The sequence below is a fragment of the Chryseobacterium scophthalmum genome, assembly GCF_900143185.1.
Classification (GTDB): Bacteria; Bacteroidota; Bacteroidia; order Flavobacteriales; family Weeksellaceae; genus Chryseobacterium; species Chryseobacterium scophthalmum.
Genome location: NZ_FSRQ01000001.1, coordinates 504,294 through 527,473 on the forward strand (window position 1 = coordinate 504,294; position 23,180 = coordinate 527,473).

Genomic DNA, 23,180 nt, shown 5'->3' on the forward strand with positions numbered 1-23,180 from the left:
AATTGTTTCTAAATTTTTCTTTTCACCTAGCTAACTAAATTTATTTAAGCTTCATTATTTTTTCTAAAAGAGGAGGGAGCTTCGTTTCAGGATTGATTTGATCGTTGTTCCAAAAACTCATTACACAGCTTACATTTTTATTTCTTATGTTTTCAGCAATGTAATAAACAGTTAAGTTTTTTCCGCTCGACATTCCTGCCAAAGCAGAGGCAATTCCTGTAAAATCATAGATTACTTTTTTGGCTTTAGTCTGTACTCCTTCAAATTCTACATCGATGATTTCTTCTGAAGCTACCTTTCCACCTTTTTTAGATTTTGTAATATTTAATTGATTTTCAATAGCTTCTTTAGCACTCTCTAAATCTCTATGAACAGACCAGTTCATTTCTCCTAAATAAGGACATTGAACGGTATTGAGAAAAGTCCAGTAACAGCTGTTTCCAAGTTCTATTTTTCTTCCGGCAAAATTGATTGAAGTGATTTTCATCGGAACAAAATTTTCTTGAGGAATTTTATTTTCAATAATTAAGTTGACCATTTTCTCCTCTGTTTCTTTATCTGTTTTTCCGTTTTTAATAAACCAAATTACAGAAACTGTTTTGTCTGGATTTTCAATAAAATAATAATTATTGGTTTGAAAATTATTGTCAGCTATTTTTTGCTGTTTAGAAATAAATAAATTGTTGAATTTGATTTGATCGTCTTTTGTTTTTACATCCGAATCTGTAATTTGATGTTTTCTGAAAACTTTTTTTAGACCTTTCTCGTCGAAAGAATTATTAAATTTTTCGCTGGTAATACTGTATCCATCAATATTGTACCATATTTTTCCGTTGTTGTTCAGCGCAGAAAGTCTTCCAAGAACATTATTTTCTTGTGAAAAACAAACTGAAAAAATAAGGATGAAGAAAAGATTTAATGCTTTCATTTTATTTGTTTAAAGTGAATGTATAAATAACAACATTTTCCTTGATGTATTTTTTCCAGTTCTGAGGATTTTTAGCATCATTTAATTCTACGTTTTCCGGAGGAAAAACATTGAAAGTGGGGAACATATGTTGCGGATTTTCATAATCTTTTTTAAAGCTCGTTCTGATTATCAGAATACTGTCATTCGGTTTTACTTGGAAATTATTTTTAACTTCATACCTTCCCATCGACATTGAATTTTTAAAAATTCCGGCTTCAAAAGAAATATTTTTTTCAGATGTGTTTTTTGCATAAAATGCTGTATCGGCATAATTTCCATTAATTGCTCCACAACTAATCAGCATAAAAACTAAAGAACAAGTGAATACGTATTTTTTCATTTTAAATGTTTTTTATGATTACTATTTTAATATTTTGCTTTTGGGTGAATTTTCAAAACTAAAAGGTTAACCTAAAATAGAAAATTCCAGTTGAAACATAAATTTGTAGATTTTCATACTTTAGCAGAGGTTTAGATTAATCTTTTTTTAATTTCAAGTATAATTTCTTCTAATTCTTTTCCATTTTGAAATAGTAATGGGAGTACAATCTTAGAATCGTCATTTTGAAGTATCTGAATATGTTTTTCATAATTTTCATTTGTGATATTTATGAATTTTATATTCGAATATTTAATCGTTTTAAATAAAGGGTTGATGAAATAATTTAACGCCGATCCTTTACCCTTTCCTATTATAAGATATTTAAGTTCGGTTTCTTGTAATTCCAGTTGAATAAATTTATTAAATTTAAGTAGAGTTTTACTACCAAAATAAATTGTTGTAACTGAAATTATGCTTGCAATTGGTATTATAAATAAATATGAAATATCGAAATTAGGAATATTTAAAAATAAAAGCAACAGCATAAAAATACCAATGAAAAGACAACAGGAACCGAAAAGTACTGTTCGAAAAGAATTGATATAATATTTTTTATTACTTAAATTCATTTTTAATAAATAAATTCTTATACTAATCTACAAAATTCCAATCAAAGGGAGATATTTATTTTTTAATAAATTAATTCTTTAACTTTTTAATCGTCTGCAATGCTTTTTTTATAATGTAAATTGTTTCTTTGGTTGGGCTTTCATTCTTCCATTTTTCGCAAAGTGTTTTCACAAATTCAGGTTGTGTTTTGCCTGCATCTTTTAACCGCTGTTTTTTACACATTTTGATTTTCTAATATCGGCAAATATGAGTGCATAATATTGAGTTATTAATTCCGGAAAAAGAATAATTTAAATTAGATTAAATACTTCTTGAGACCTTCCATAATTCCCTGCCAAAGCATGCTGAAAAAACTTCTTTCGGGTTCTCGTTTTTTATCAATAACAACATGTCCCGGTTCTCCTTTAGATTCATTTTTCACAAACCAATTGGCAATCGTATTTAAGAATTTTCTTTCTTTTCCTTTTTTATTCAGGAAGTTTACGTACATGTCATTGTATTTGAAATAAAACTTTCCTGCAATACCTTCCTGAGATCCGTAATAATCGAATTTTAAATAGTCAATATTTCCATCCAAAGTAATATTTAAATACGGACGCACAAACAGATTGACATTATCGGCAGAAAGCTTTTGTACGTCTCCTTTAATGGTGAACTTGTCGGCGAGATCTTTAACATCAAATTTCCAGTTGACTTTAGTTTCAGCTTTTCCGTAAAAATCAAAAGAAGCATCGGTATTGATAACAGTTGGTCGCCCTTTTATTTTAGCATTATTTACATTCGTAATCAGTGCCTGGAAATTATTAAAAGTCAGTTTCCCCGGAATATTGCTTTTTTCAGCATCTTCTTCATATTCCAAATCTGAGTTTTTAATAGATATTTCTTTGATGAATAATGGAATTTTCACATCACGTAATTTCTTACTGAAAAGATATCTTTCCGCAATATCATCAGGCGGAGCGAGATCATGATAAATATTGCAATGTAGACCATCAATGCTTATTTTGCTGAGATCAATACTGCTGTTTTTACCCAATTGTGTATTATGATCTTTTATGTTGATCTTTTTTACTTTAATTGTGTACAGATCACTCTCTTTAGCAATTACTTTACTGAAGCCTGCCCTTGAATATTTTGGAAGATAATTGAATTCACTGATGTCCGTATTTTTTCCTGTACTTTTTATTTCTGCAACTTTCAGATAATAATATTTGCCTGCATCAAGACGAATATTCTTGGCATCAACATAATTTTTTTCTGTTTTGAAAGGAATATCTTTTTTGAAGAGTTCAGTATTGCTAAATATCTTATCCACTTTAAGATCGATTTTTCCAACGGCAAGTTTTTCTACATTTTGTTTCTTTTGAGAAACTTTCCCGTTATTGATTCGGATAAAACCAATATGAGCAGTAAAAAGTGGAGGAGTAGTAGCTTTTTGATTTTTTTTCTTATTTTTTGTTGCCGATGTAATCTGTATTGATGGATTATTTACTTCTATTCCATCAAGTTGTATATTAAGATTCTGACCGATATATCTGCTTTTGTTATTTAAAATTTTAATCTGATCTGTGCTTACCGAAAATACATCTTTTGTACTGCTTTTTCCCAATGCCAAAACCTGAAAACCGTCAATAGTAATATTGGCATTCCGCGAAGCAATACTTTTAATTTTCACAGCTTGCAACTGATCTGCCTTAAAGTAAATATTCTCAGCTTCAATATCATGTTTCGTAAAGCGGAAAGGAATTTTTTCCTTAACCGTATTCTTGTCGAAGACGATATCGCTCATCTTAAAATTAAAATTCTCAACAGATGCCGTTTTTTCTTTATTAACCTGGAAAACATTGATTTTCCCTTTTTGAAAAGTAATATTTTTTAAACCAATCTTCAAGTCAATTTCTTTAGAATTATTACTCTTATCTACAGTATTTTTTCCAGTAGAATATACTTTCAGATCAGGCTGGGTAAAGATAATATCAGAAATGATCAACGAATCCTGACTGATGTTAAAGTCTTTTGCAGCCAGATTTTGTGTTGAAAAATCAAAAACATTTTTAGAATTATATTTTGCTACAGCCTGTATCGGTTTTAAATGAAATTGAACAAGTTGCAGTGTTTTATTGGCTGCGTCAATTTTCTTTGCATTAATTTCATAGAATTCATTAACGCCAATCTGTACATTTTCTGCATCGATTTTAAATTCTGAAAACGCAATCGGGATTTTATTTCCGTCTGCGCTTTGTTTAATGTTTTTTAGGTTTACATTTATATTTTGCCCTTTGAAAACCGTTTTACCAAGACCGTTCTCCACATCTGCATTTACGTTATGCAATGCAATATTGTTGATATGAAGATCTATTTTTTTATTGCTCGGTTTTTGGTTTTTCTTCAAAGCAGCAAGCTTTATTTTAATATCAGAATCAGTAAGTGTAAATTGATCTGCATGATATGTCTTACTGAAAACTGCTTTCCAAATATTTACATCTGTTATGTTAAGATTTTTTATCTTGCCATTAATTTGAGTAATGTATTGATCTTTAGGGTTTTTTGTGGCGATTTCAAGATCATTGACAGTAAGATTACCTTTCAGCAAACTTAAATTGAAATCTTTAAGCACCACTTTGTATGGTGTTTTTTCATTGATGAGATCCGGAAGTTTCTTTTGCAAATAAAAATCTAATGCAAATGGAAATATGGCTATTAATGTCACAAATCCAATGAAAGTCCAAAGAATTACTCTTTTTCTTGGTGTTTTCTTTTTTAAAAGTTTTTTTTCCATCATTTGTAAATGTGTTATAATCAACAATAAACAAAACATGTTCCAAATAATAGAATTTTTTATTTCTATATAATCCTGTTGAAAATTTATTTTGTACAATTAAAAAAAAGTTAGTTTCATCGGTAAATAATCTTTTTGTTTATTCAAAATATTTTAAGGCACATATCTTGATTATTGTCATTAAAATAATATTATCATGAACATTAAAAGAATTTTCGGAACTATTCTTACAGTATTAGGAATTGTTGGTTTAATTTATACAGGATATGAATTAATTAATAAAAGTACCGCTTACACAACACTTGCCGTTGCGGGTGTTATTGGACTTATCTTCTTTTTCTCGGGAATAAGTCTTGTGAAAAATACGAAAGACGAGAGCTAATTTTACATTACTGATTTTTACAGCTTTATTGAACATGAAAAAATGTAAAAAACAAATAATTTAGTTTTCACAGAGGATTATGGCATGCTATCTGTTATACAATCCATAGCAAAATTAATGTATGGAACAGATTTTTATCAAGGTGGCTTTTTGCCAAAAATGTAGCGGATATCATGCTTCAACCTACGCCGACTCGTCTCAAAAAAATAACCCGGAAATTATTGATCACTATTTTTATCATGGTGAACCATATTTCACTTTCAACCAGTCCAGTTTTAATAAAGCTGAACAACTTGAATACATTGAAGTGAAAATTCTTCAGCTAAAAGAGCACCGGAAAAATGATCTTCAATATTGCGGATGCAAGAAAAAGCCAAGAAAATTACCAGCTGTAATCAAAAGCATAACTTTCTCGGAATCTTCAACACAAATGCCTAAATATGAAGAAGTTTCAGAAACTGAAATTTACTTTAGAGATGTTTACCGATTGTCGTATAATTTTCATTAAAAATATTGATGATAAATAAATTTCGTCACATAAAATAAAAGGAACTGAATAAATTATTCGGTTCCTTTTTCTTTTATGCTTTCCGAGAAAATAATACTTTTAATTGAACGAATACATGTTTGAAAAGAGTAGTTTAAGATTTCTAATTCTCAGAATTTGAATTAAAAATTCACTTTTTGTGCTTGAAAAATTATGTATCTTCGCTGCTGATTTCTGAATAATTTCAACTAAATTTTCTTTTATTTTTTAAACAAAACAAAATAGTTTATCGATTGTAATCGTATTTAATAGTAATATTATTTTAAAGTAAATAATAATAAATCAGAAGGTTTTGAAGATTAATTTTAAACATGCACTTACCCAAAGATCTGTTTTTATAGCGGCTTTATCTGCTTGTTTTATAGCGGCGGTAGCTTTTGCTGTTCTTAGTCTTCTTATCACTCACGACAGCCGAAAAAATAATGAAGAATTTGCCAGAAAAACTTTTTTGAGAAAATATGAAACGGTAGAAAAAGAATTTAGAAACATCGAAGATTATCAGTATTTACTTCGTGCTTTGATTCAGAAAGATGGTCTGAAAAATTATAAAGATTATTCCTCGGTTTTAAATAGTTTAAATAAAAGACGAAAGCTCGTTCCGTACAGTTGGTATTATTACTATAACGGTGTTTCTGGTGAATCTGGCAATAAAGATCTTTTATCGGATGTTCTCAAAAAAGATGAAAAGGTAGAAAAGTATACCAAAATAAAAAATAATGGACCCGGTAATTTTAATAATTACATCATTAGTCATAACGACAGTATTTATTGGTTAAGCTACGATTCTTTGATACAGGCAAATAAAGATATGCTGTATTACGGTTCTGCAGTAAGTCTTGATAATCTTCATCAGTATTTTGCGACGATTGATCAGTCTCCGAATACGTATACCTATGTTTTTTCAAAAGAGGGAATTTGTATTACACATCCTGATAAAAAGTTTTTAGGGAAAAATATTTTTGATTTTACAGATATTCAGTCACAAGATACCTTAACCAGCAAAACCGAATTAGGATATACCGAAAGAAATACCATTTCAGAATATCTTGATGTAGAAGTCATCCGATTTATAAAGCCTTTAAAAACGGATAATTTTGAAGGATATGCAGCAGTTAATTACGTAAGTTTTCTGATCGATGAAAGTGTAAATCAAACAAAAAGATATACAGTTTATATTTTTCTGGCAGCTTTACTTCTTATTGTGACGGTATTTATTTTGTTTTACAGAGCGACTAATATGGCGTTTCAGGAGAAAGAAAAAATACAGTCTGAAAAAAACCTGCTCCTTGTTGAGAATGAAAAAATGCACAGGGAAGAAGCATTAAACCAGCTTCAACAGCTTAAAAACAATATCAATCCGCATTTTCTTTTCAATTCACTGAATTCTCTTTACATGTTGATTGGTCTTAATAGAGAAAATGCACAGAAGTTTACAATGAATCTTTCGAAGATTTACCGATATCTTATTGTGCCACCGAAAGAAAATCTGGTTCCTGTGGCGCAGGAAATTAGTTTTATTAAACAATATATGGATCTTCTGAAAAGCAGGTTCGACGAAGAAATTAGTTTTGAATTAATTATCAATCACGAAGAAAGCTTAGAAAAACGAATTCCTTATTTATCGCTACAGCTTGTTGCAGAGAATGCTATAAAACATAATATTGCAACCATAGATAATCCTTTAGCCATTATTATTACCGTTGAAAAAGGTGGAGTTATTGTGAAAAATACTTGGCAACCTAAGACGGAAGAAGTACAAAGCGAAAAATTCGGATTAGATTATTTAAATCAAATTTATGGGTGTTTTAAGAATAATAATCTTGATATATCTATTAAAGATGGATATTTTATCTGCTTCCTGCCAGTAATGGATTAAAAGTTTAAAAATCCATTCACTCCCATAATTCACCCTTTCACTCCCTATTAATATAGATGTAGTTTTGTAGGTCATATTTTTGCCTACTGAAAACCTAGAGGGCATGAAATGTACTATTTTAATGAAGAATTACAGGCTTGCACTGTATCTGGGGCTTAGTTTGGCCTCTCCGGCAGCTTTTGCACAGAAAAAAGATACTGTAAAAACCGACAAAGAGAAATCTGCTAAAACAGATACTTCCTCAAAAAAAACCAAAAAAATTGATGAACTGATCAAAAAAGGAACTTATAAAAAAGGTCTTTTTAATACGATTCAGGTAAAGACAGATATTTATTTTGAAATTCCTGACAGTTTAATCGGACGCCAGTTTTTGGTTGTGAATAAACTATCACAAGTTCCGATGCAGGTGAATGAAGCGGGATTAAACAAAGGAATGAATTATGAAAATAAGGTAATTTCTTTTCACCGTGATCGTGTTGCCAAAAAAATATGGGTTAAAACGGTGGTTCCACAAGTGTCTTCTCCTAAAAATGATGTGATTACAAGATCTGTAAAAGATAATTTTTCAGAATCTGTCATTGAAGTTTTTGATATTGAGGCACAAAATGCTGACTCTACTTCGGTAGCAATCAAAGTAAATAAAGTTTTTGACGGAAACCAAAAAAGTTTTAATGATGTTTTGGCGAATGTTGGTCTTGGAGGGTCGGTAAAATCAAACCTTTCTTATATTGAAAATGTAAAAACTTTCCCTAAAAATCTTGTGGTTAAATCTCAACTGACTACTTCGGTGAATGAAGGAGGTGTTGATTTACCTGTAACATTGGGTGTGACGAGTAATATCGTATTGCTTTCTAAAGTACCGATGAATTCCAGAACCGATGATCCTAGAGTTGGTTTTTTCAGTGAAAAACATTGGGCGTTCAATGACCGTCAACAGAGAATGGATGAAAAACGTTTCATTACAAGATGGCGTTTGGAACCTAAAGATGAAGACAAAGAAAAGTATCTGAGAGGAGAATTGGTAGAGCCTAAAAAGCCTATCGTTTATTATATTGATCCCGCGACACCCATTCAATGGCGTGAAAAAATTATAGCAGGAGTTTACGATTGGCAGGTTGCTTTTGAAAAAGCTGGGTTTAAAAATGCAGTTATTGCAAAAATGCCGGATGAAAATGATACCGATTTTGATATTGATGATGTAAGATATTCGGTGATTACCTATGCGGCTTCACCAAAATCTAATGCAATGGGACCTTCTGTAGTAGACCCAAGAAGTGGAGAGATTATTGAGTCTGATATTATTTGGTGGCATAACGTAATGACCTCTCTTCAGGAATGGATGAGAATTCAGACCGGACCAATTGATCCAAAGGCAAGAGGAAATGTGTTTAGTGATGAGCATATGGGTGAAGCAATTCGTTTTGTTTCTTCTCATGAAGTAGGTCATACGTTTGGTTTGAAGCATAATATGGGTTCTTCATTTGCATTCCCGGTAGAATCATTACGTTCAAAAGAATTTACAGATAAAATGGGAGGTACAGCACCTTCGATCATGGATTATGCACGTTACAATTATGTAGCGCAGCCTGAAGATGGAGTTACTGCGATCACTCCAAAAATAGGATTGTATGATAAATATGCTATTGAATGGGGGTACCGTTGGTATCCTGACGCAGTTTCTGAGAAAAGTGCCTTGAGAAGTTTAATCGAAAAGCATCAAGATGATCCAACTTATTTTTATGGTGAACAGCAAAGTTATTTAGAAACTATTGATCCTCGTTCACAATCAGAAGATTTAGGTGATGATGCAATGAAGGCCAGTGAATATGGAATGAAAAACCTAAAGATCGTTATCGATAATCTTTTAAAATGGACTTATGAAGATGGAAAAAGCTATACCGATGCAGGTAAACTGTATTTAGGAGCGATCGGGCAATGGGATCTCTATTCGGGTCATGTAATGGCAAATGTAGGAGGAGTTTATTTAGATAATACTGTTTTTGGAAGTAAGAAAAAAGCTTATGAAGCAGTTCCTGCCGAAACGCAGAAAAGAGCGGTTGATTATTTAATTAAAAACTCGATAAATCTTCCAGAATGGTTGTTCTTCAATCCTATTACTGAGAAAACCTATCCAGTGAAAAATTCTCCGATGGGACCATTTGAGCAGACTCCTTACAATCTAACAAGAGGAATGCAGTATGGTAATCTGTATTCATTGTTTATGGATGACCGTTTGTTGAGAATGCTCGAAAACGAGTTGAAACATCAGGTTTCAGGTTCTAAAGAAGAAATTTATACTGTTGAGAATTTATTTGATCAGGTAAGAGGTTCAATTTTCAACAAAAAAGGAAGCTTGACGATTCTTGAAAAGATGACGCAGAAAAATTATGTAGATGCTTTAATCGTTTCAGTGAACAAATTATTTGAAAAAACTGCTGTGAAAGCAATTAAAATAGATAAAACGTTGAATGTTCCGATGATTTGTAATTTCCAGGAAGAAGCTCAAAGTCTTAGGAATATTAATTATTCATCTATGAAAAGAGTATCTGAGGTTACTACTTACAAAAGAGCAGAACTACAGAAGGTGTTGAATTTATTGGACAAAAGTAAAAACAAAGGAGATGATGCCTCTAAGGCTCATTATGCTGACTTAATCATCCGTATTAAAGAGGCTTTAAACAAGTAATCAGTTATGAAAAAAGCATTTATACTTTTACCTCTTTTGGCGGCTCAGATTGTATTAGCCCAGGAAAAGAAAACCATTACCGGAAAAATTGATGACGGAGATACTTCAAAAGTAATCGCAGGTGCATCTATCAAAATAGAAACACAGTCTGTTTCTACAAAAACGAATCAAACCGGAATTATTGAAAGCGTTTCTATCGGTACAATCACAGATAAGAACGGAAATTATACTTTAGAGATCCCTGCAGATACAAGATCTGTAACGGTAAGTTATTTAGGATATGAACCTAAAATAATTCAGATCTACGAAGGGCAAACTAGTTACAATATTACTTTGATTCCCGTTGTAAGTGACGATATTCCAGAAAAAAATAATATTCAGGAAGTAATTATCACTGGATATCAGAAAATTGAAAAACGTAAGCAAACTTCAGCTGTAACTACAGTGAAGATGAACGATATTCAGCAAGCTGGTGTTGCGAGTGTAGATCAATTATTGGCAGGACAAATTGCCGGAGTTGCCGTTACGCCGGAAACAGGAGCTCCCGGAAGTCCGGCAAAAATCAGAATTCGTGGTACTGCTTCTCTTTCGGGGCCTCAAGATCCGCTTTGGGTAATTGATGGTCTTCCGTTGGAAGGAAATGATGTGCCAAATTTTAGTGATAAAGATAATATCGATCAGCTTCAGAATTTTTCTATTGCGGGATTAAATCCTAATGATATTGAAGATATTACCATTCTAAAAGATGCCGCTGCTACAGCTATTTATGGAGCAAGAGCTGCAAATGGAGTAATTTCAATTACCACCAAAAAAGGAAAAAAAGGAAGTTTAAGAGTTAATTTCTCAGCAGATACTTTTATTACAGCCCGTCCGGATTTTGGTAAACTTAATCTTTTGAATGCGTCTGAAAAAGTAGATCTAGAATTAATGCTTGCTAATCGTACCGACTTAACCTATCGTACCGATAAAGGGGAAGTGATGAGAATTTTAACTCAAAACGGACAACTTGATGCGTATAGAAACGGAGGTTTAGGAGCTTTAAATATGTTGACACGTCAGCAAATCGATGGGCTAAGAAACAGCAATACTGACTGGGGAAAATTATTGTATCAAAATGCAATCAACAAACAATATGGAGTAAGTATTTCCGGAGGTAGCGACCGTTCAGATTATTATTTCTCTTTAGGATATTATGATGAAGAGGGAACAACGATTGGAACTGGTTTCGAACGTTATAATTTAACGCTGAAAAACAATTATAAAATAAATGATAAACTTAATTTTGGAGTGTCGGTTTTTGGTACACAGAGTGAGAGAACATCATTTGTTACAGATGCCGATGCCTCTATCAGTCCGATCAACTATTCAAGAAATGCGAATCCTTATTTGAGTCCTTACAATGCAGACGGAAGCTACAGATATGATAAAGATATTGATGGTTTTGAAGACAGATATATTCCTTTCAACTTTTTAGAAGAAAGAGAAAATACAAGTTATACGCTGAAAAATCAATCATTAAAAGCGATTTTCGATCTAGATTATAAATTAGCAAAAGGCCTGAAAATAACTTCACAGTTAGGTCTTCAGTATGACGGTAATAAGACAGAGAAATTTGCAGCCGAAAATACCTATTTCACAAGAAAGATGAAAGAAGGTACCCGTTATTACAAAGATGGCGCTTATCGTTACTTTTTACCGGATGGTGGAGTAAAACAAAATTGGGATAACAGTTTCTTCCAATACAACTGGAAATTACAAGGAAGCTATAGCACAAAAATTAATTCGGTACACGAGATTGATTTGATGGCAGGAACTGAACTTCGTAAAACTGAAGATAACACAACCGTTACAAGAGCTTTTGGTTATGATTCTGTAACAAGAAGATCAACGGCAATTGTTTTCCCAAGCTCGAATTTTGCAGCGGAAAGAAAGTACGAAACTTACAGAGAAATGCCTCCGATTGAGAATGCATATGCTTCAATGTTTGCAACTGCTTCTTACACGTACGATCAAAAATATACCTTCTTCGGAAGTGTAAGATATGATGGTACCAATTTATTCGGAGTAAATAAAAAGTACAAATATCTTCCAATATGGGCGGTTTCTGGTTCTTGGTTGGTTTCGAAAGAGGATTTTATGAAGAATCTTTCTGCTATTTCTAACCTTAGATTAAGAGCTTCTTATGGTTTGCAGGGAAATATAGACCGTAATACGTCACCGTTTTTTATTGGTGAATACAGTGACTCGACTATTCTTCCGGGTGGAAAAGAGAATATTATTAATGTAATAAGTCCTCCAAATGATAAACTTCGTTGGGAAAAAACGACTAACGTGAATTTTGGACTTGATTTAGGAGTTTTCAATAACCGTATCAATCTAACCGCTGTTACAGAAACGGTGATTCTTCGTTCAAAAAAGCAGGCAATAGATTTTTTCAAAAATGATTCTGCAGATCTTATCTTTATGGATATTCACCTTGGTGATGGCATGAGTCTCGAAATTTTCGAACAGGTAGAGCTTTTCACACCGATTATTTTTATCACTGCTTTTGATGAATATGCGATGCGCGTTTTCAAACATTTTACCATAGATTATCTTTTGAAACCTTTTGAAGAAGAAGACTTGCATAAAGCATTACAAAAATTTATTTCGATAAAAGGTAACTTCGATCCTGAACCTGTCCTGAAGTCTATTTCTTCTTTATATAAAGCTAATGATTCTGAAAAGATGAAGCATTTCATCGTAACAGACGGTAATAAAATAAGATCGGTAGATGAAAAAGGTACGGCTTATTTTTTTGCATCCGGAAAATATCTTTTCTTAACAACCACGGATAACAGAACTTATATTTATGATGATACCATTAAAGATATCATCCAAAAATTAACTCCGCCACTTTTTTTTAAAATCAACCGCAAGTTTATCATCAATAAAAAGGCAATTGTAGAAATTATAAAACATTCTAGCCAAAAGATTGAATTAAAACTTTCTCCCGCACCGGAAATTAATTCTGATGTATTTGTCAGCAAAAGACAGATTACCGATTTTTTGCATTGGATGTCAAATTAATCTTAAAATAGGTGTTTTTTTACGACAACAATATTTTAAATCACAATCTGATTTAAAGTTTTACAACATTACTTATATCTACTATTTTATCCGTAATTTTTGGTCTTATTTGGGTTAATAATTAATGATCTTAAATTATAATAATTGTTCTAAATTTTTGGTTAATAAAGCCGTCTTTTTAATTTGTTTTTAAAATAAATAAGCGTTTTAAGTTTACTAACTATCAGTTGTTTACAAATTAAATCAGAAATTTAACTATATCAATGTTCTTTTTTGGTACAGTAATTGAAAGTAAGATAGCACAGCTGAAAACCCGCACTGGAAAGTGCTTTGGGAAAATGGATAGGTCTTTATAGGATGAATTAATCCTACACTTATCTTACTTTTTTAAAAAATAAATTAAAATTTTTATATGAAATCAAAATTAGCAATTTTATCGCTTGCGATAGCGTTACCTACTACCGCGTTTGCACAAGATTCAATTCAAGTAATGAAGAATGGAGAATATCCGAATACATTTTCGTCGGGATCTGCCAATGTACAGCCTTTTACACAGTCTTCAAAAAGATTTAATGATTGGTCAATATCATTTGGTGGTGGTGTACCGCTATTGCAGTCTGCAGATCTTACCTCTATTAAAAACGGAGGCGGAAAAACTCAAATTGGTTATTCGGCTTATTTCAGTGTTGATAAAGCGATAACCCATGCTTTTGGTCTTAAATTACAGTACGATCGTGGCGAAACAAGACAGGGATGGTTTAATACGAAAGATGCTGCACCAGCAAACGCTGCCGCAAATATGCAAGTTGGAGCAAGAACTCAATATGATGCAATCTCTATTTTAGGAGACATCAACTTTTCTAATCTGATGAGACGTGTAGATAACAAATCTCCTTACAGATGGGCATTACACGGTTATGCTGGTGTTGGTACATTAGCTTACAGAGCTTACCAAAAAGACGAATTTGGTCAAAGACTGATGACAGAAGTGAAACCTTTTAAATTAAACTCTTTCTTCGGACAGGCAGGTGCAGGTTTAAAATATAAATTATCTAACAGAGTAGACCTTGAAGGAAGATTGATGTATGTAGTGACTACCGATGATGAATTTGACGGAGGAGGAGCACAATATAGTGATATCAACAAAATCTCAGATCAGACTTCTGATAATTTCTTTAATGCAACTTTAGGTTTAACGGTTAATTTAGGAAAACATGAGTCTCACTTGATGTGGCACGATCCAATGCAGGAAATTTACTACAGAACCGAAGTTTTAGAATCAAAAATAAATGATATTGAGGTTTGTAAAACTGGTGATGCAGATAATGACGGAGTTTGTGATGATTGGGACAGACAGCTTGATACTCCTGCAGGAGCAAGAGTTGACGGATCTGGTGTAGCTCTTGATGTTGACTTAGACGGAGTTATTGATCTTAATGATAAATGTGTAACAGTTCCTGGTCCTGTAGAAAATAATGGTTGTCCTGTGGAAAATCAAAATACAGGAACGGTATCTGAAGCAGAAACAAAATTGGACGGAATTGAGTTTGAACTTAATTCAGATAAAATTTTATCAAACAATACTCCGATTTTGAATAATGCTGTAAGCTATATCAATTCTTCAAACGGATCTTACACCGTTGTTGGTGCTACAGATGCAAGAGGAACTGAAGCGTACAATAAAAACCTATCCGAAAAAAGAGCAAATAATGTAAAGCAGTATTTGATCAAAAATGGAGTAGAATCGCACAAACTTGATGCACAAGGAAATGGAAAAACAGATTTGAAATATCCTGAGTGTGACCCAGCTTCAAAATGTCCTGAATGGAAAAACAAAGCAAATAGAAGAGTGTATTTTAAAGCAAAATAAAAATAATAACTTCTCTTATTCGAGACTGTCATACAATGGCAGTCTTTTTTTGTGTCTAACTGAAATTATTGTAATTATCTCAATTATAATACTTGAAAATAGAACTTTCCACAGAATAAAAAAGTTCTTTTAAAATTAAATTTAAAAGAACTTTATGAAATCATATATTGAAAAGTTTATTATCTTATTTGACCTCTCTTTTATAATAAGCTAAACCAAAAGGATTGGTTCCCGCTGTAATTGTTGTACCTGCAGTTAAAGAAGTTCCGCTAATTGTATAAGTTGATACAGCGGTTGCGGTACCTCCGGAATGGGTGACAAACATTTTGTTTCCGTCTTCATTCACTACAATATTATGAGGTGTGGTACTCAAAGCCATTAAAGGCATTCCGTTTTGCATTCCTGTGGCTGCATTTATAGAGTACAATTGCTGTCCAGTAATATTGGTTACAAAAACAGTGTTTTGGTCTGCTGAAGGAAATATTCCGTGCGCACCAGTGAAAGCATTATTAGAAATCACAGTCAGATTACTGCCATTCAAAGCATATACTTGACCTGATTGACAAGCAACAAACAATTTGTTAGTATTGGGTAAATGATACAAATGAGGATCTTTTCCAACGTTTGCTTCGCCAGTTTTAGAATAATCTGAAGTAGAATACATGTACACTTTGTCAGGCATTGCCGCATCAACATTAAAAACAGAAACGTATGCTTTTGTTGCATCTTTGCTTAAGAATACATCATGTGGTTTCATCCCAACATTAATTGTTTTAACGACAGTATTTGTATTGAGATCAATCACCGAAATAGTATTGTCTATATCGTTACTTACCCATAACTGTTTTCCCATACCATCTGCCCACATATGAAAAACACCGTTACCAACTGTTATAGAACTTTCAACAGCTTTGGTTTGTGGGTTTATAATATGGACTTTTTTCCCCGCTCTGTCTCCAACAAATATTTTGTCTTTGGTAGGAACGTACACTACATACATCGGCTCAGAACCTGAGATTGCAAGAGTACTCACTTGGTTGGAAGTGGCATCAATAAAGCTTACGCTTCCTGCGCCTCTGTTTGCTACAACTACTTTTTCTTCGTAAATTTTAGGAGAATCACTGTAGTAATAATCATCACTGCTGCAGCTTGTGAATAAAGTAGCCAATAAAGCTACCGGTAGACCGAAAATTAAATTTTTCATTGTATGTTTTTTTAAAGTTAAAAAATAGAATTATGCTTTCAATGCATTTGATTAATTATCACCAATCATGATGCATGAATTTGCTATAGAATCGAAAACCGGTAAAAGTCTTCTGTTTTTTTTTAACTAAAAAGGAGTGAGCCTTTCTACTAATCTACAACAATTAAATGGAATAAGCTAATTTTCAGCAATATAAATATCGAATGATTCCATGTTTATAATTGTAAAAATCCTTACTAGACCATTTAACTATTTCTTCAAACATTAATATTCATCATCTTTTAAACGAAATTTTTTTGTAAAGAGAAAATTTATTTGATCAACAACTCAATTTTAGTTATAATTTTGAAGTTTAAAATTTCCACGATTGAATACTATTTTAATTATCGACGACGAAGCCAAAATAAGGTCGCTTCTGTCACGCATCATAAGTCTTGAAGGGTTTGAAGTTTTCGAAGCCAGTAATCTGAAAAGTGGCTTAAGAAAACTCGAAACTTCAGAAATTGATATTGTGATTTGCGATGTTAAACTTCCCGATGGAAATGGAGTAGAATTTTCCCGAACGGTTAAAGAGAAGTTTGCTACCGTTGAAATCATTCTTTTAACAGCCTTTGGAAACATTCCCGATGGCGTTCTTGCTATTAAAAATGGTGCTTTCGATTATATTACAAAAGGTGACGACAATACCCGAATTCTCCCGTTAATTTATAAGGCAGCCGAAAAGGTAGCACTCAATAAGAGAGTATTGCATCTTGAAAAACAACTCAATAGAAAACAATCTTTTGACAGTATTATCGGTGAATCATCAATGATCATTTCGACTATTAATTCGGCTCAAAAAGTAGCGGCAACAGATGCAACGGTGCTTTTAACTGGTGAAACCGGAACCGGAAAAGAAGTTTTTGCTCAGGCAATTCATCATGCAAGCAAGAGAAATAAAAATAATTTTATTGCCATCAACTGTTCTGCTTTTGGAAAAGATTTGTTGGAAAACGAATTATTTGGTCACAAAGCAGGTGCTTTTACAGGCGCTTTGAAAGACAGTAAAGGGATTTTTGAAGAAGCCAACCAGGGAACGGTTTTTCTGGATGAAATAGGTGAAATGCCGTTAGATCTTCAGGCAAAACTATTGCGTGTTTTAGAGTCCGGAGAGTTTCTGAAAGTAGGAGACAGTAAACCTACGAAAACCGATGTAAGAATTATTGCAGCAACCAACAGAGATCTGGAAGCTGAAATCGAAAAAGGAAGTTTCCGTGAAGATTTATATTACAGAATCAATATTTTTCAAATAAAACTTCCTTCATTGCGGGAAAGAATTGCTGATATTGAATTGTTGGTTAAATTTTTCCTGAAAAGTTTTTCACTTAAAACAGGGAAAAACATAACTTCGATTTCTCCAGATTATTTAAAAGCCTTAAAAAACCATCTTTGGAAAGGTAATATTCGTGAGCTTCGAAACGTCATTGAACGAAGCGTTATTCTTACAGATTCCCCAGAAATAGGAATAGAAAGTCTTCCAATAGATATTTCCGTATATAGCGGCGATAAAGATTCCGCACAGACAAAAATAATGTCGGCATTTTCTATGGCAAGTGCCGAAAAAATGCAGATACAGAAAGTCCTCAATCATACCAAAGGTAATAAAGCCGAAGCAGCACGATTACTGGAAATCGGTATTGCAACTTTGTACAGAAAAGTAGAAGAGTACAAAATTTCGTAAAAAATATTTCCATTCTGATAACGACCCTATCATTTTGATAGGGTTTTTTGTGTTTTCTAAATTATTGCTTCTGTCTTAATTTGTTGTTGTTCAGTATATTGTGTTTTTATTTCGTTTAAAGGAATAAATCTTGGCATAAGTATTCAAAACAATCTAAAAATGAATCATACAGATGCCGTAAGAGAAATCATAAAATTGATTCCTGAATCTCAGGAAGAGTTTAAAGATTCTTACAAAACAAAAACACCGTTTATGGTGATCAGTGTTTTCACCAAGCAAATCAAAAAACTAATAAAAGATCATGATCAGAAAATTCTGATGAAATCGATCATCAAGATGAATCTGCTTTACAGCAAAGGAGATCAGGCCTTAAAAAACGCTATCGAAAACATTTTTGTTTACTCTTTAGATAGTCTCACGTTTTGTTGCGAACCATCATACAAAAATTTGATTTTCGCAAAAATGTCACCGACTCTGCAAAATAACTATCTACGTCAGGTTTATAAATCAGGAATTTAAAAAATTAAAGAAATGAAATCAAAAATCAGAAAAATCGGAGATTGGAAACTTTTAAAGTCTACTCGTGAAAAACATAATCTTGAAATCATTACCATCAATATTGCTGTAATCCTTGGAGTTTTTGTAGCCGCTGCGATTTTACAGGTAAACTAAAATAAATAAAAAAATGACAACAATTATTCTATTAATTACGGCAAGTGTGTTGTTCGTTTTGTTTTATCGTCTCGTAGAATATTTCGACAAAATTTAAAATGTTGAATAAAATAAACAGATTTACTGCTGTAGAATATCTGAAAGTATTTTTTCCGGCGGTTCGAAAAGAGATTGTAACGCTTTCTGAGCAAAACAATTTTCCGGGAGTAGTGCAAATTGCAGTAGATGATATTAAAGTTCTTACAGAAAAATCAAACGTACAGAAGATTAATATTTCAATCAAAAGAATGTACTGGATTTACAAAAACGGAAATTCCTACATCAGATACATTATAGAAAATCTTTTTGTACGCTCATTCGGAAATCTGAGAAAAAATCTGAAACCGCAACAATGGAAATTTCTCTATCAGGAAATTCCAAAAGATTTTAGAAATGTGTATAGCGAACAAACAAAAAAAGATCAAAACTTAAAATTTTAAAAAATGACCATTCTATTTCTTATTTCAATAGCCATATTCATTTATATCTGCTATGTGCTTGTAAAACCTGAAAAATTTTAAAAATAATTTAATAAGCAAATGAACCGCAAGATTATACATCAAATGAAAGAGTGGGGAATTCTGATTTTTTGGATCAGTTTCGTCATTGCTTTTTTGTATTTGGTGATTTCCGTAAAAGAATTTGCATTAATTCATTAAACAAACTATGAACACTGAAATCTTAGGCGTTGTAGCGATGTTTTTAATAACATTACTGTTGGCGATACCTTTTGGAAAGTATATTTCAAAAGTCTACACAGGAGAAAAAACCTTTCTTGATCCTGTTTTCAAACCCGTAGAAAGGTTATTCTACAAAATATCAGGAATTAATCCTGATCATGAAATGAATTGGAAGCAACATTTAGTAGCACTCTTAACCATCAATTTCTTATGGTTTTTTATGAGCATGCTGATTTTGATGAATATGAGCTGGCTTCCGCTCAACCCAGACGGAAATCCGGATATGTCGCCGGATTTAGCCTTCAATACAACCATTTCTTTCTTAGTCAACTGTAATTTGCAGCATTATTCTGGAGAAACAGGAATGAGTTATTTAGGACAGATCTGGTTGATGTTTCTTCAATTTGTTTCCGCAGCAACAGGAATGGCGGCCTCAATAGTTATTTTTAAAGCTTTCAGAGAAAGATCCACTACAAAGCTTGGAAATTTTTACGACTATTTACTTAAATCTACGACCAGAATTTTACTACCTCTTTCATTTTTAATGGGAACAATAATGGTATTTCAGGGAATGCCGATGACCTTCAGCGGAAAAGATAAAATGATCACGCTAGAAGGTAAAAATGTAGAGGTTTCTACAGGACCAGTTGCAGCATTTGTTCCTATAAAACACGTTGGAACCAATGGTGGAGGTTTTTTTGGAGCCAACGGAGCACATCCTTTAGAAAATCCCACTTACTTTACCAATATGGTGGAGATGTTTGCCCAATTTATCATTCCGATGGCGATGGTTTTTGCATTTGGGCATTTTATCCGAAGAAAAAAATTCGGGTACATGATTTTTGGAGTCATGACGGTTGGTTTTCTTTTGTTGGCTGTACCAACGGTTATTATGGAAATGAATGGTAATCCTGCGATCAGCCAAATGGGGATTGATCAGTCATTAGGCGCAATGGAAGGTAAAGAAATTCGTTTCGGATCAGCCGCTTCAGGTTTTTGGAGTATTGTAACTACGGTTATTTCTACAGGATCTATCAATTCAATGCATGACAGTGCGATGCCGCTGTCAGGAATGACTCAAATGCTTGCAATGATGGTCAATGCTTTCTATGGCGGCGACGGAGCAGGTATTCTGAATATCTTCATCTACATTATTCTTGCCGTTTTCATCAGCGGATTGATGGTAGGTCGTACTCCGGAATTTATGGGTAAAAAAATTGAAGCCCGTGAAATGAAAATTGCGATGATCGTAGCGTTATTTCATCCGTTTCTTATTCTTGTTGGAACTGCGATCGCGACTTATTTTCCGGAAGTCGGAACTTCTACTCTCAACAATCCAGAATTCCACGGTTTCAGCGAAGTATTGTATGAATATACATCTTCTGCAGCCAATAACGGAAGTGGTTTTGAAGGTTTAGGCGATAACAATCTTTTTTGGAATATTTCGACAGGAATTGTCTTGTTGTTGGGGCGTTTCTTACCGATTATTGGCCCTGTAGCAATTGCAGGATTATTAGCTCAGAAAAAATATATTCCGGAAGGTGAAGGAACTTTAAAAACAGATACTTCAACATTTGGACTCATGACTTTTGCAGTGATTGCCATTATTGCGGCACTGTCTTTCTTCCCGGCATTGGCTTTAGGACCAATTGCAGAATATTTTTCAATGAAATAATTTAAATAAGAAATTAAAATGACTCAAAATAAATCTTTGTTTCAAAAAGAATTGGTTCAGGAAGCACTGAAACAATCTTTTGTGAAGCTGAATCCTAAACTGATGTTTAAAAACCCTGTCATGTTTCTTGTATGGCTCGGTACATTGGTGATGTTTTTCGTAAGTATCTGGACTTTGACGGGGGAAAAATCTCAGGGAAGTTTTGCCTACAATTTTACGGTTTTCATCATTCTTTTATTGACTGTTCTGTTTGGAAATTTTGCAGAAGCAATTGCCGAAGCGAGAGGAAAAGCTCAGGCAGACAGCCTTCGTAAAACCAGAGAAGAAACCCCTGCAAAACTGCAGAACGGGCAAATCGTTTCTTCATCTAAATTACAGAAAGGAGATGTTTTTGTTTGTGAAGCTGGAGATATTATTCCTTCAGACGGAGAAATCATTGAAGGTCTTGCTACAATAGATGAAAGTGCGATTACCGGAGAGTCTGCTCCTGTAATTCGTGAAGCGGGTGGTGATAAAAGTTCTGTAACTGGAGGTACAAAAGTTTTGTCCGACAAAATTGTTGTACAGGTAACTACACAACCGGGAGAAAGTTTTTTAGATAAAATGATTGCTTTGGTAGAAGGTGCTTCCAGACAAAAAACTCCAAACGAAATTGCATTGACCATTTTACTGGCAGGTTTTACATTGGTGTTTATAATTGTTTGCGTCACGTTAAAACCGTTTGCCGATTATTCTAATGTAACGATTACGATTGCATCATTTATTTCTCTATTTGTATGTCTTATTCCAACAACTATTGGCGGATTATTATCTGCGATTGGTATTGCTGGAATGGACAGAGCTTTGAGAGCAAACGTGATTACAAAAAGTGGTAGAGCAGTAGAAACAGCCGGAGATATTGATGTTTTACTTTTAGATAAAACCGGTACAATTACCATAGGAAATCGTAAAGCAACAAGTTTTTATCCTGCACATCAGGTTGATGAAAAGCAATTGATAAAAGCAGCGGTTTTAAGTTCAATGGCAGATGAAACTCCTGAAGGAAAATCGATTATTGAATTGGCAGGAATTAATCCTTTAGGCTACGAAATAAATAACCCTCAATTTATCAAATTTACGGCAGAAACCAGAAGCTCAGGAATTGATTTTGATGAAACCCGCATTAGAAAAGGAGCAACAGATGCTATCAGAAAAATATCTGAAGCAGCTGGAAACACTTTCCCACAAGAAATAGATTTAAAGGTTAAAGAAATTTCTCAAAATGGTGGAACGCCATTGGTGGTTTCAGAAAATGAAAAAGTTTTGGGAGTTATTGAACTTCAGGACATTATCAAACCCGGAATCAGCGAACGTTTTGACCGTCTAAGAAAAATGGGTATTAAAACCGTAATGGTTACCGGAGATAACCCGCTTACCGCAAAATTTATCGCAGAAAAAGCAGGAGTTGATGATTTTATCGCAGAAGCAAAACCTGAAGATAAGATGAATTACATCAAGAAAGAACAAACTGAAGGTCGTTTGGTTGCGATGATGGGAGACGGTACCAATGATGCTCCCGCTTTAGCTCAGGCAGATGTGGGTGTTGCAATGAACAGTGGAACTCAGGCTGCAAAAGAAGCCGGAAACATGGTTGATCTGGATAACGATCCTACAAAATTAATTGAAGTTGTAGAAATTGGTAAACAATTACTGATGACGAGAGGAACATTAACGACATTCAGTATTGCCAATGACGTTGCCAAATATTTTGCGATTATTCCTGCATTATTTATTACGGCAATTCCTGCTTTACAAGGTTTAAATATTATGAATCTTCACAGCCCGGAAAGTGCAATTTTATCTGCGGTAATCTTCAATGCGATTATCATTCCGATATTGATTCCATTAGCTTTGAAAGGGGTTGTTTACAAACCAATCGGCGCATCGGCTTTGTTAAGACGTAATCTATTCATCTTCGGATTGGGTGGTGTGGTAATTCCATTTATCGGTATTAAAATTATAGACCTCATCGTTTCCTTATTTTTCTAAATATCTAACTGGCTTGGCAAGGAGAAGCTTT

Annotated in this window: 18 protein-coding genes and 1 pseudogene; 13 read left to right on the forward strand and 6 right to left on the reverse strand. The window is 33.2% G+C overall.

What is annotated here, in order from left to right; genetic code table 11:
- Positions 1-40: 40 nt before the first annotated feature.
- From BUR17_RS02220 to BUR17_RS02235, 5 genes and pseudogenes are all read right to left on the reverse strand, one after another.
- Positions 41-928, reverse strand: coding sequence for a hypothetical protein (locus BUR17_RS02220; protein WP_074228395.1), 888 nt, complete (start codon positions 926-928; stop codon positions 41-43).
- Position 929: 1 nt separating this feature from the next.
- Complete coding sequence (locus BUR17_RS02225) at positions 930-1,310, reverse strand: hypothetical protein (RefSeq protein ID WP_074228397.1); 381 nt, start codon at positions 1,308-1,310, stop codon at positions 930-932.
- Between the two features lie 131 nt (positions 1,311-1,441).
- Complete coding sequence (locus BUR17_RS02230) at positions 1,442-1,921, reverse strand: hypothetical protein (RefSeq protein WP_074228399.1); 480 nt, start codon at positions 1,919-1,921, stop codon at positions 1,442-1,444.
- Positions 1,922-1,991: 70 nt separating this feature from the next.
- Positions 1,992-2,126 (reverse strand): annotated as a pseudogene (locus BUR17_RS21205) (DNA alkylation repair protein); the annotation flags it as partial.
- A gap of 91 nt (positions 2,127-2,217) precedes the next feature.
- Positions 2,218-4,701: an AsmA family protein gene (locus BUR17_RS02235; RefSeq protein ID WP_074228401.1), complete on the reverse strand. Its 2,484-nt coding sequence runs from the start codon at positions 4,699-4,701 to the stop codon at positions 2,218-2,220.
- Positions 4,702-4,897: 196 nt separating this feature from the next.
- Between BUR17_RS02235 and BUR17_RS02240 the strand changes: the two genes are divergently transcribed.
- The 6 genes from BUR17_RS02240 (at position 4,898) to BUR17_RS02275 (ending at position 15,131) form a co-directional block, all read left to right on the forward strand.
- Complete coding sequence (locus tag BUR17_RS02240; RefSeq protein ID WP_074228403.1) at positions 4,898-5,083, forward strand: hypothetical protein; 186 nt, start codon at positions 4,898-4,900, stop codon at positions 5,081-5,083.
- A gap of 121 nt (positions 5,084-5,204) precedes the next feature.
- Positions 5,205-5,591 (forward strand): hypothetical protein, encoded by a 387-nt coding sequence (locus BUR17_RS02245; protein ID WP_074228405.1) that lies wholly within the window; start codon positions 5,205-5,207, stop codon positions 5,589-5,591.
- 331 nt (positions 5,592-5,922) lie between these two features.
- Complete coding sequence (locus tag BUR17_RS02250) at positions 5,923-7,506, forward strand: histidine kinase (RefSeq protein WP_074228407.1); 1,584 nt, start codon at positions 5,923-5,925, stop codon at positions 7,504-7,506.
- Positions 7,507-7,609: 103 nt separating this feature from the next.
- Positions 7,610-10,192: a zinc-dependent metalloprotease gene (locus BUR17_RS02255; protein ID WP_074228409.1), complete on the forward strand. Its 2,583-nt coding sequence runs from the start codon at positions 7,610-7,612 to the stop codon at positions 10,190-10,192.
- A gap of 6 nt (positions 10,193-10,198) precedes the next feature.
- On the forward strand, positions 10,199-13,261 hold the full coding sequence (locus BUR17_RS02260) for a SusC/RagA family TonB-linked outer membrane protein (protein ID WP_084550356.1): 3,063 nt from the start codon (positions 10,199-10,201) through the stop codon (positions 13,259-13,261).
- A 412-nt stretch (positions 13,262-13,673) separates the two neighbouring features.
- Positions 13,674-15,131, forward strand: coding sequence for an OmpA family protein (locus tag BUR17_RS02275; RefSeq protein ID WP_074228411.1), 1,458 nt, complete (start codon positions 13,674-13,676; stop codon positions 15,129-15,131).
- Positions 15,132-15,315: 184 nt separating this feature from the next.
- Here BUR17_RS02275 and BUR17_RS02280 read toward each other — a convergent pair whose 3' ends face one another.
- A complete protein-coding gene (locus BUR17_RS02280; protein ID WP_074228413.1) occupies positions 15,316-16,335 on the reverse strand; it encodes a YncE family protein in 1,020 nt (339 codons plus the stop codon).
- Positions 16,336-16,702: 367 nt separating this feature from the next.
- Between BUR17_RS02280 and BUR17_RS02285 the strand changes: the two genes are divergently transcribed.
- The 7 genes from BUR17_RS02285 (at position 16,703) to kdpB (ending at position 23,149) form a co-directional block, all read left to right on the forward strand.
- The gene (locus BUR17_RS02285; RefSeq protein WP_074228415.1) at positions 16,703-18,055 is read left to right on the forward strand and encodes a sigma-54-dependent transcriptional regulator; all 1,353 of its coding nucleotides are present in this window, start codon (positions 16,703-16,705) and stop codon (positions 18,053-18,055) included.
- Between the two features lie 159 nt (positions 18,056-18,214).
- Positions 18,215-18,574 (forward strand): DUF7674 family protein, encoded by a 360-nt coding sequence (locus BUR17_RS02290; protein WP_074228417.1) that lies wholly within the window; start codon positions 18,215-18,217, stop codon positions 18,572-18,574.
- 12 nt (positions 18,575-18,586) lie between these two features.
- Positions 18,587-18,727, forward strand: coding sequence for a hypothetical protein (locus BUR17_RS20835; protein ID WP_167494288.1), 141 nt, complete (start codon positions 18,587-18,589; stop codon positions 18,725-18,727).
- 98 nt (positions 18,728-18,825) lie between these two features.
- Positions 18,826-19,206, forward strand: a complete 381-nt coding sequence (locus tag BUR17_RS02295; RefSeq protein WP_074228419.1) for a DUF7674 family protein — start codon at positions 18,826-18,828, stop codon at positions 19,204-19,206.
- Positions 19,207-19,209: 3 nt separating this feature from the next.
- Positions 19,210-19,287 carry a potassium-transporting ATPase subunit F gene (locus tag BUR17_RS21210; protein ID WP_084550507.1) on the forward strand — a complete coding sequence of 26 codons (78 nt, stop codon included), beginning with the start codon at positions 19,210-19,212 and terminating at the stop codon, positions 19,285-19,287.
- A gap of 145 nt (positions 19,288-19,432) precedes the next feature.
- Positions 19,433-21,121 carry a potassium-transporting ATPase subunit KdpA gene (gene kdpA, locus BUR17_RS02300; protein ID WP_074228421.1) on the forward strand — a complete coding sequence of 563 codons (1,689 nt, stop codon included), beginning with the start codon at positions 19,433-19,435 and terminating at the stop codon, positions 21,119-21,121.
- A gap of 18 nt (positions 21,122-21,139) precedes the next feature.
- Positions 21,140-23,149 (forward strand): potassium-transporting ATPase subunit KdpB, encoded by a 2,010-nt coding sequence (kdpB, locus tag BUR17_RS02305; RefSeq protein ID WP_074228423.1) that lies wholly within the window; start codon positions 21,140-21,142, stop codon positions 23,147-23,149.
- Positions 23,150-23,180 lie beyond the last annotated feature (31 nt).

Coding starts and splice junctions, on each gene's coding strand:
- BUR17_RS02220 (WP_074228395.1), bottom strand. CDS start 928: ATGAAAGCATTAAATCTTTTCTTCATCCTTATTTTTTCAGTTTGTTTT.
- BUR17_RS02225 (WP_074228397.1), bottom strand. CDS start 1,310: ATGAAAAAATACGTATTCACTTGTTCTTTAGTTTTTATGCTGATTAGT.
- BUR17_RS02230 (WP_074228399.1), bottom strand. CDS start 1,921: ATGAATTTAAGTAATAAAAAATATTATATCAATTCTTTTCGAACAGTA.
- BUR17_RS02235 (WP_074228401.1), bottom strand. CDS start 4,701: ATGGAAAAAAAACTTTTAAAAAAGAAAACACCAAGAAAAAGAGTAATT.
- BUR17_RS02240 (WP_074228403.1), top strand. CDS start 4,898: ATGAACATTAAAAGAATTTTCGGAACTATTCTTACAGTATTAGGAATT.
- BUR17_RS02245 (WP_074228405.1), top strand. CDS start 5,205: ATGGAACAGATTTTTATCAAGGTGGCTTTTTGCCAAAAATGTAGCGGA.
- BUR17_RS02255 (WP_074228409.1), top strand. CDS start 7,610: ATGAAATGTACTATTTTAATGAAGAATTACAGGCTTGCACTGTATCTG.
- BUR17_RS02260 (WP_084550356.1), top strand. CDS start 10,199: ATGAAAAAAGCATTTATACTTTTACCTCTTTTGGCGGCTCAGATTGTA.
- BUR17_RS02275 (WP_074228411.1), top strand. CDS start 13,674: ATGAAATCAAAATTAGCAATTTTATCGCTTGCGATAGCGTTACCTACT.
- BUR17_RS02280 (WP_074228413.1), bottom strand. CDS start 16,335: ATGAAAAATTTAATTTTCGGTCTACCGGTAGCTTTATTGGCTACTTTA.
- BUR17_RS02290 (WP_074228417.1), top strand. CDS start 18,215: ATGAATCATACAGATGCCGTAAGAGAAATCATAAAATTGATTCCTGAA.
- BUR17_RS20835 (WP_167494288.1), top strand. CDS start 18,587: ATGAAATCAAAAATCAGAAAAATCGGAGATTGGAAACTTTTAAAGTCT.
- BUR17_RS02295 (WP_074228419.1), top strand. CDS start 18,826: ATGTTGAATAAAATAAACAGATTTACTGCTGTAGAATATCTGAAAGTA.
- BUR17_RS21210 (WP_084550507.1), top strand. CDS start 19,210: ATGACCATTCTATTTCTTATTTCAATAGCCATATTCATTTATATCTGC.
- kdpA (WP_074228421.1), top strand. CDS start 19,433: ATGAACACTGAAATCTTAGGCGTTGTAGCGATGTTTTTAATAACATTA.
- kdpB (WP_074228423.1), top strand. CDS start 21,140: ATGACTCAAAATAAATCTTTGTTTCAAAAAGAATTGGTTCAGGAAGCA.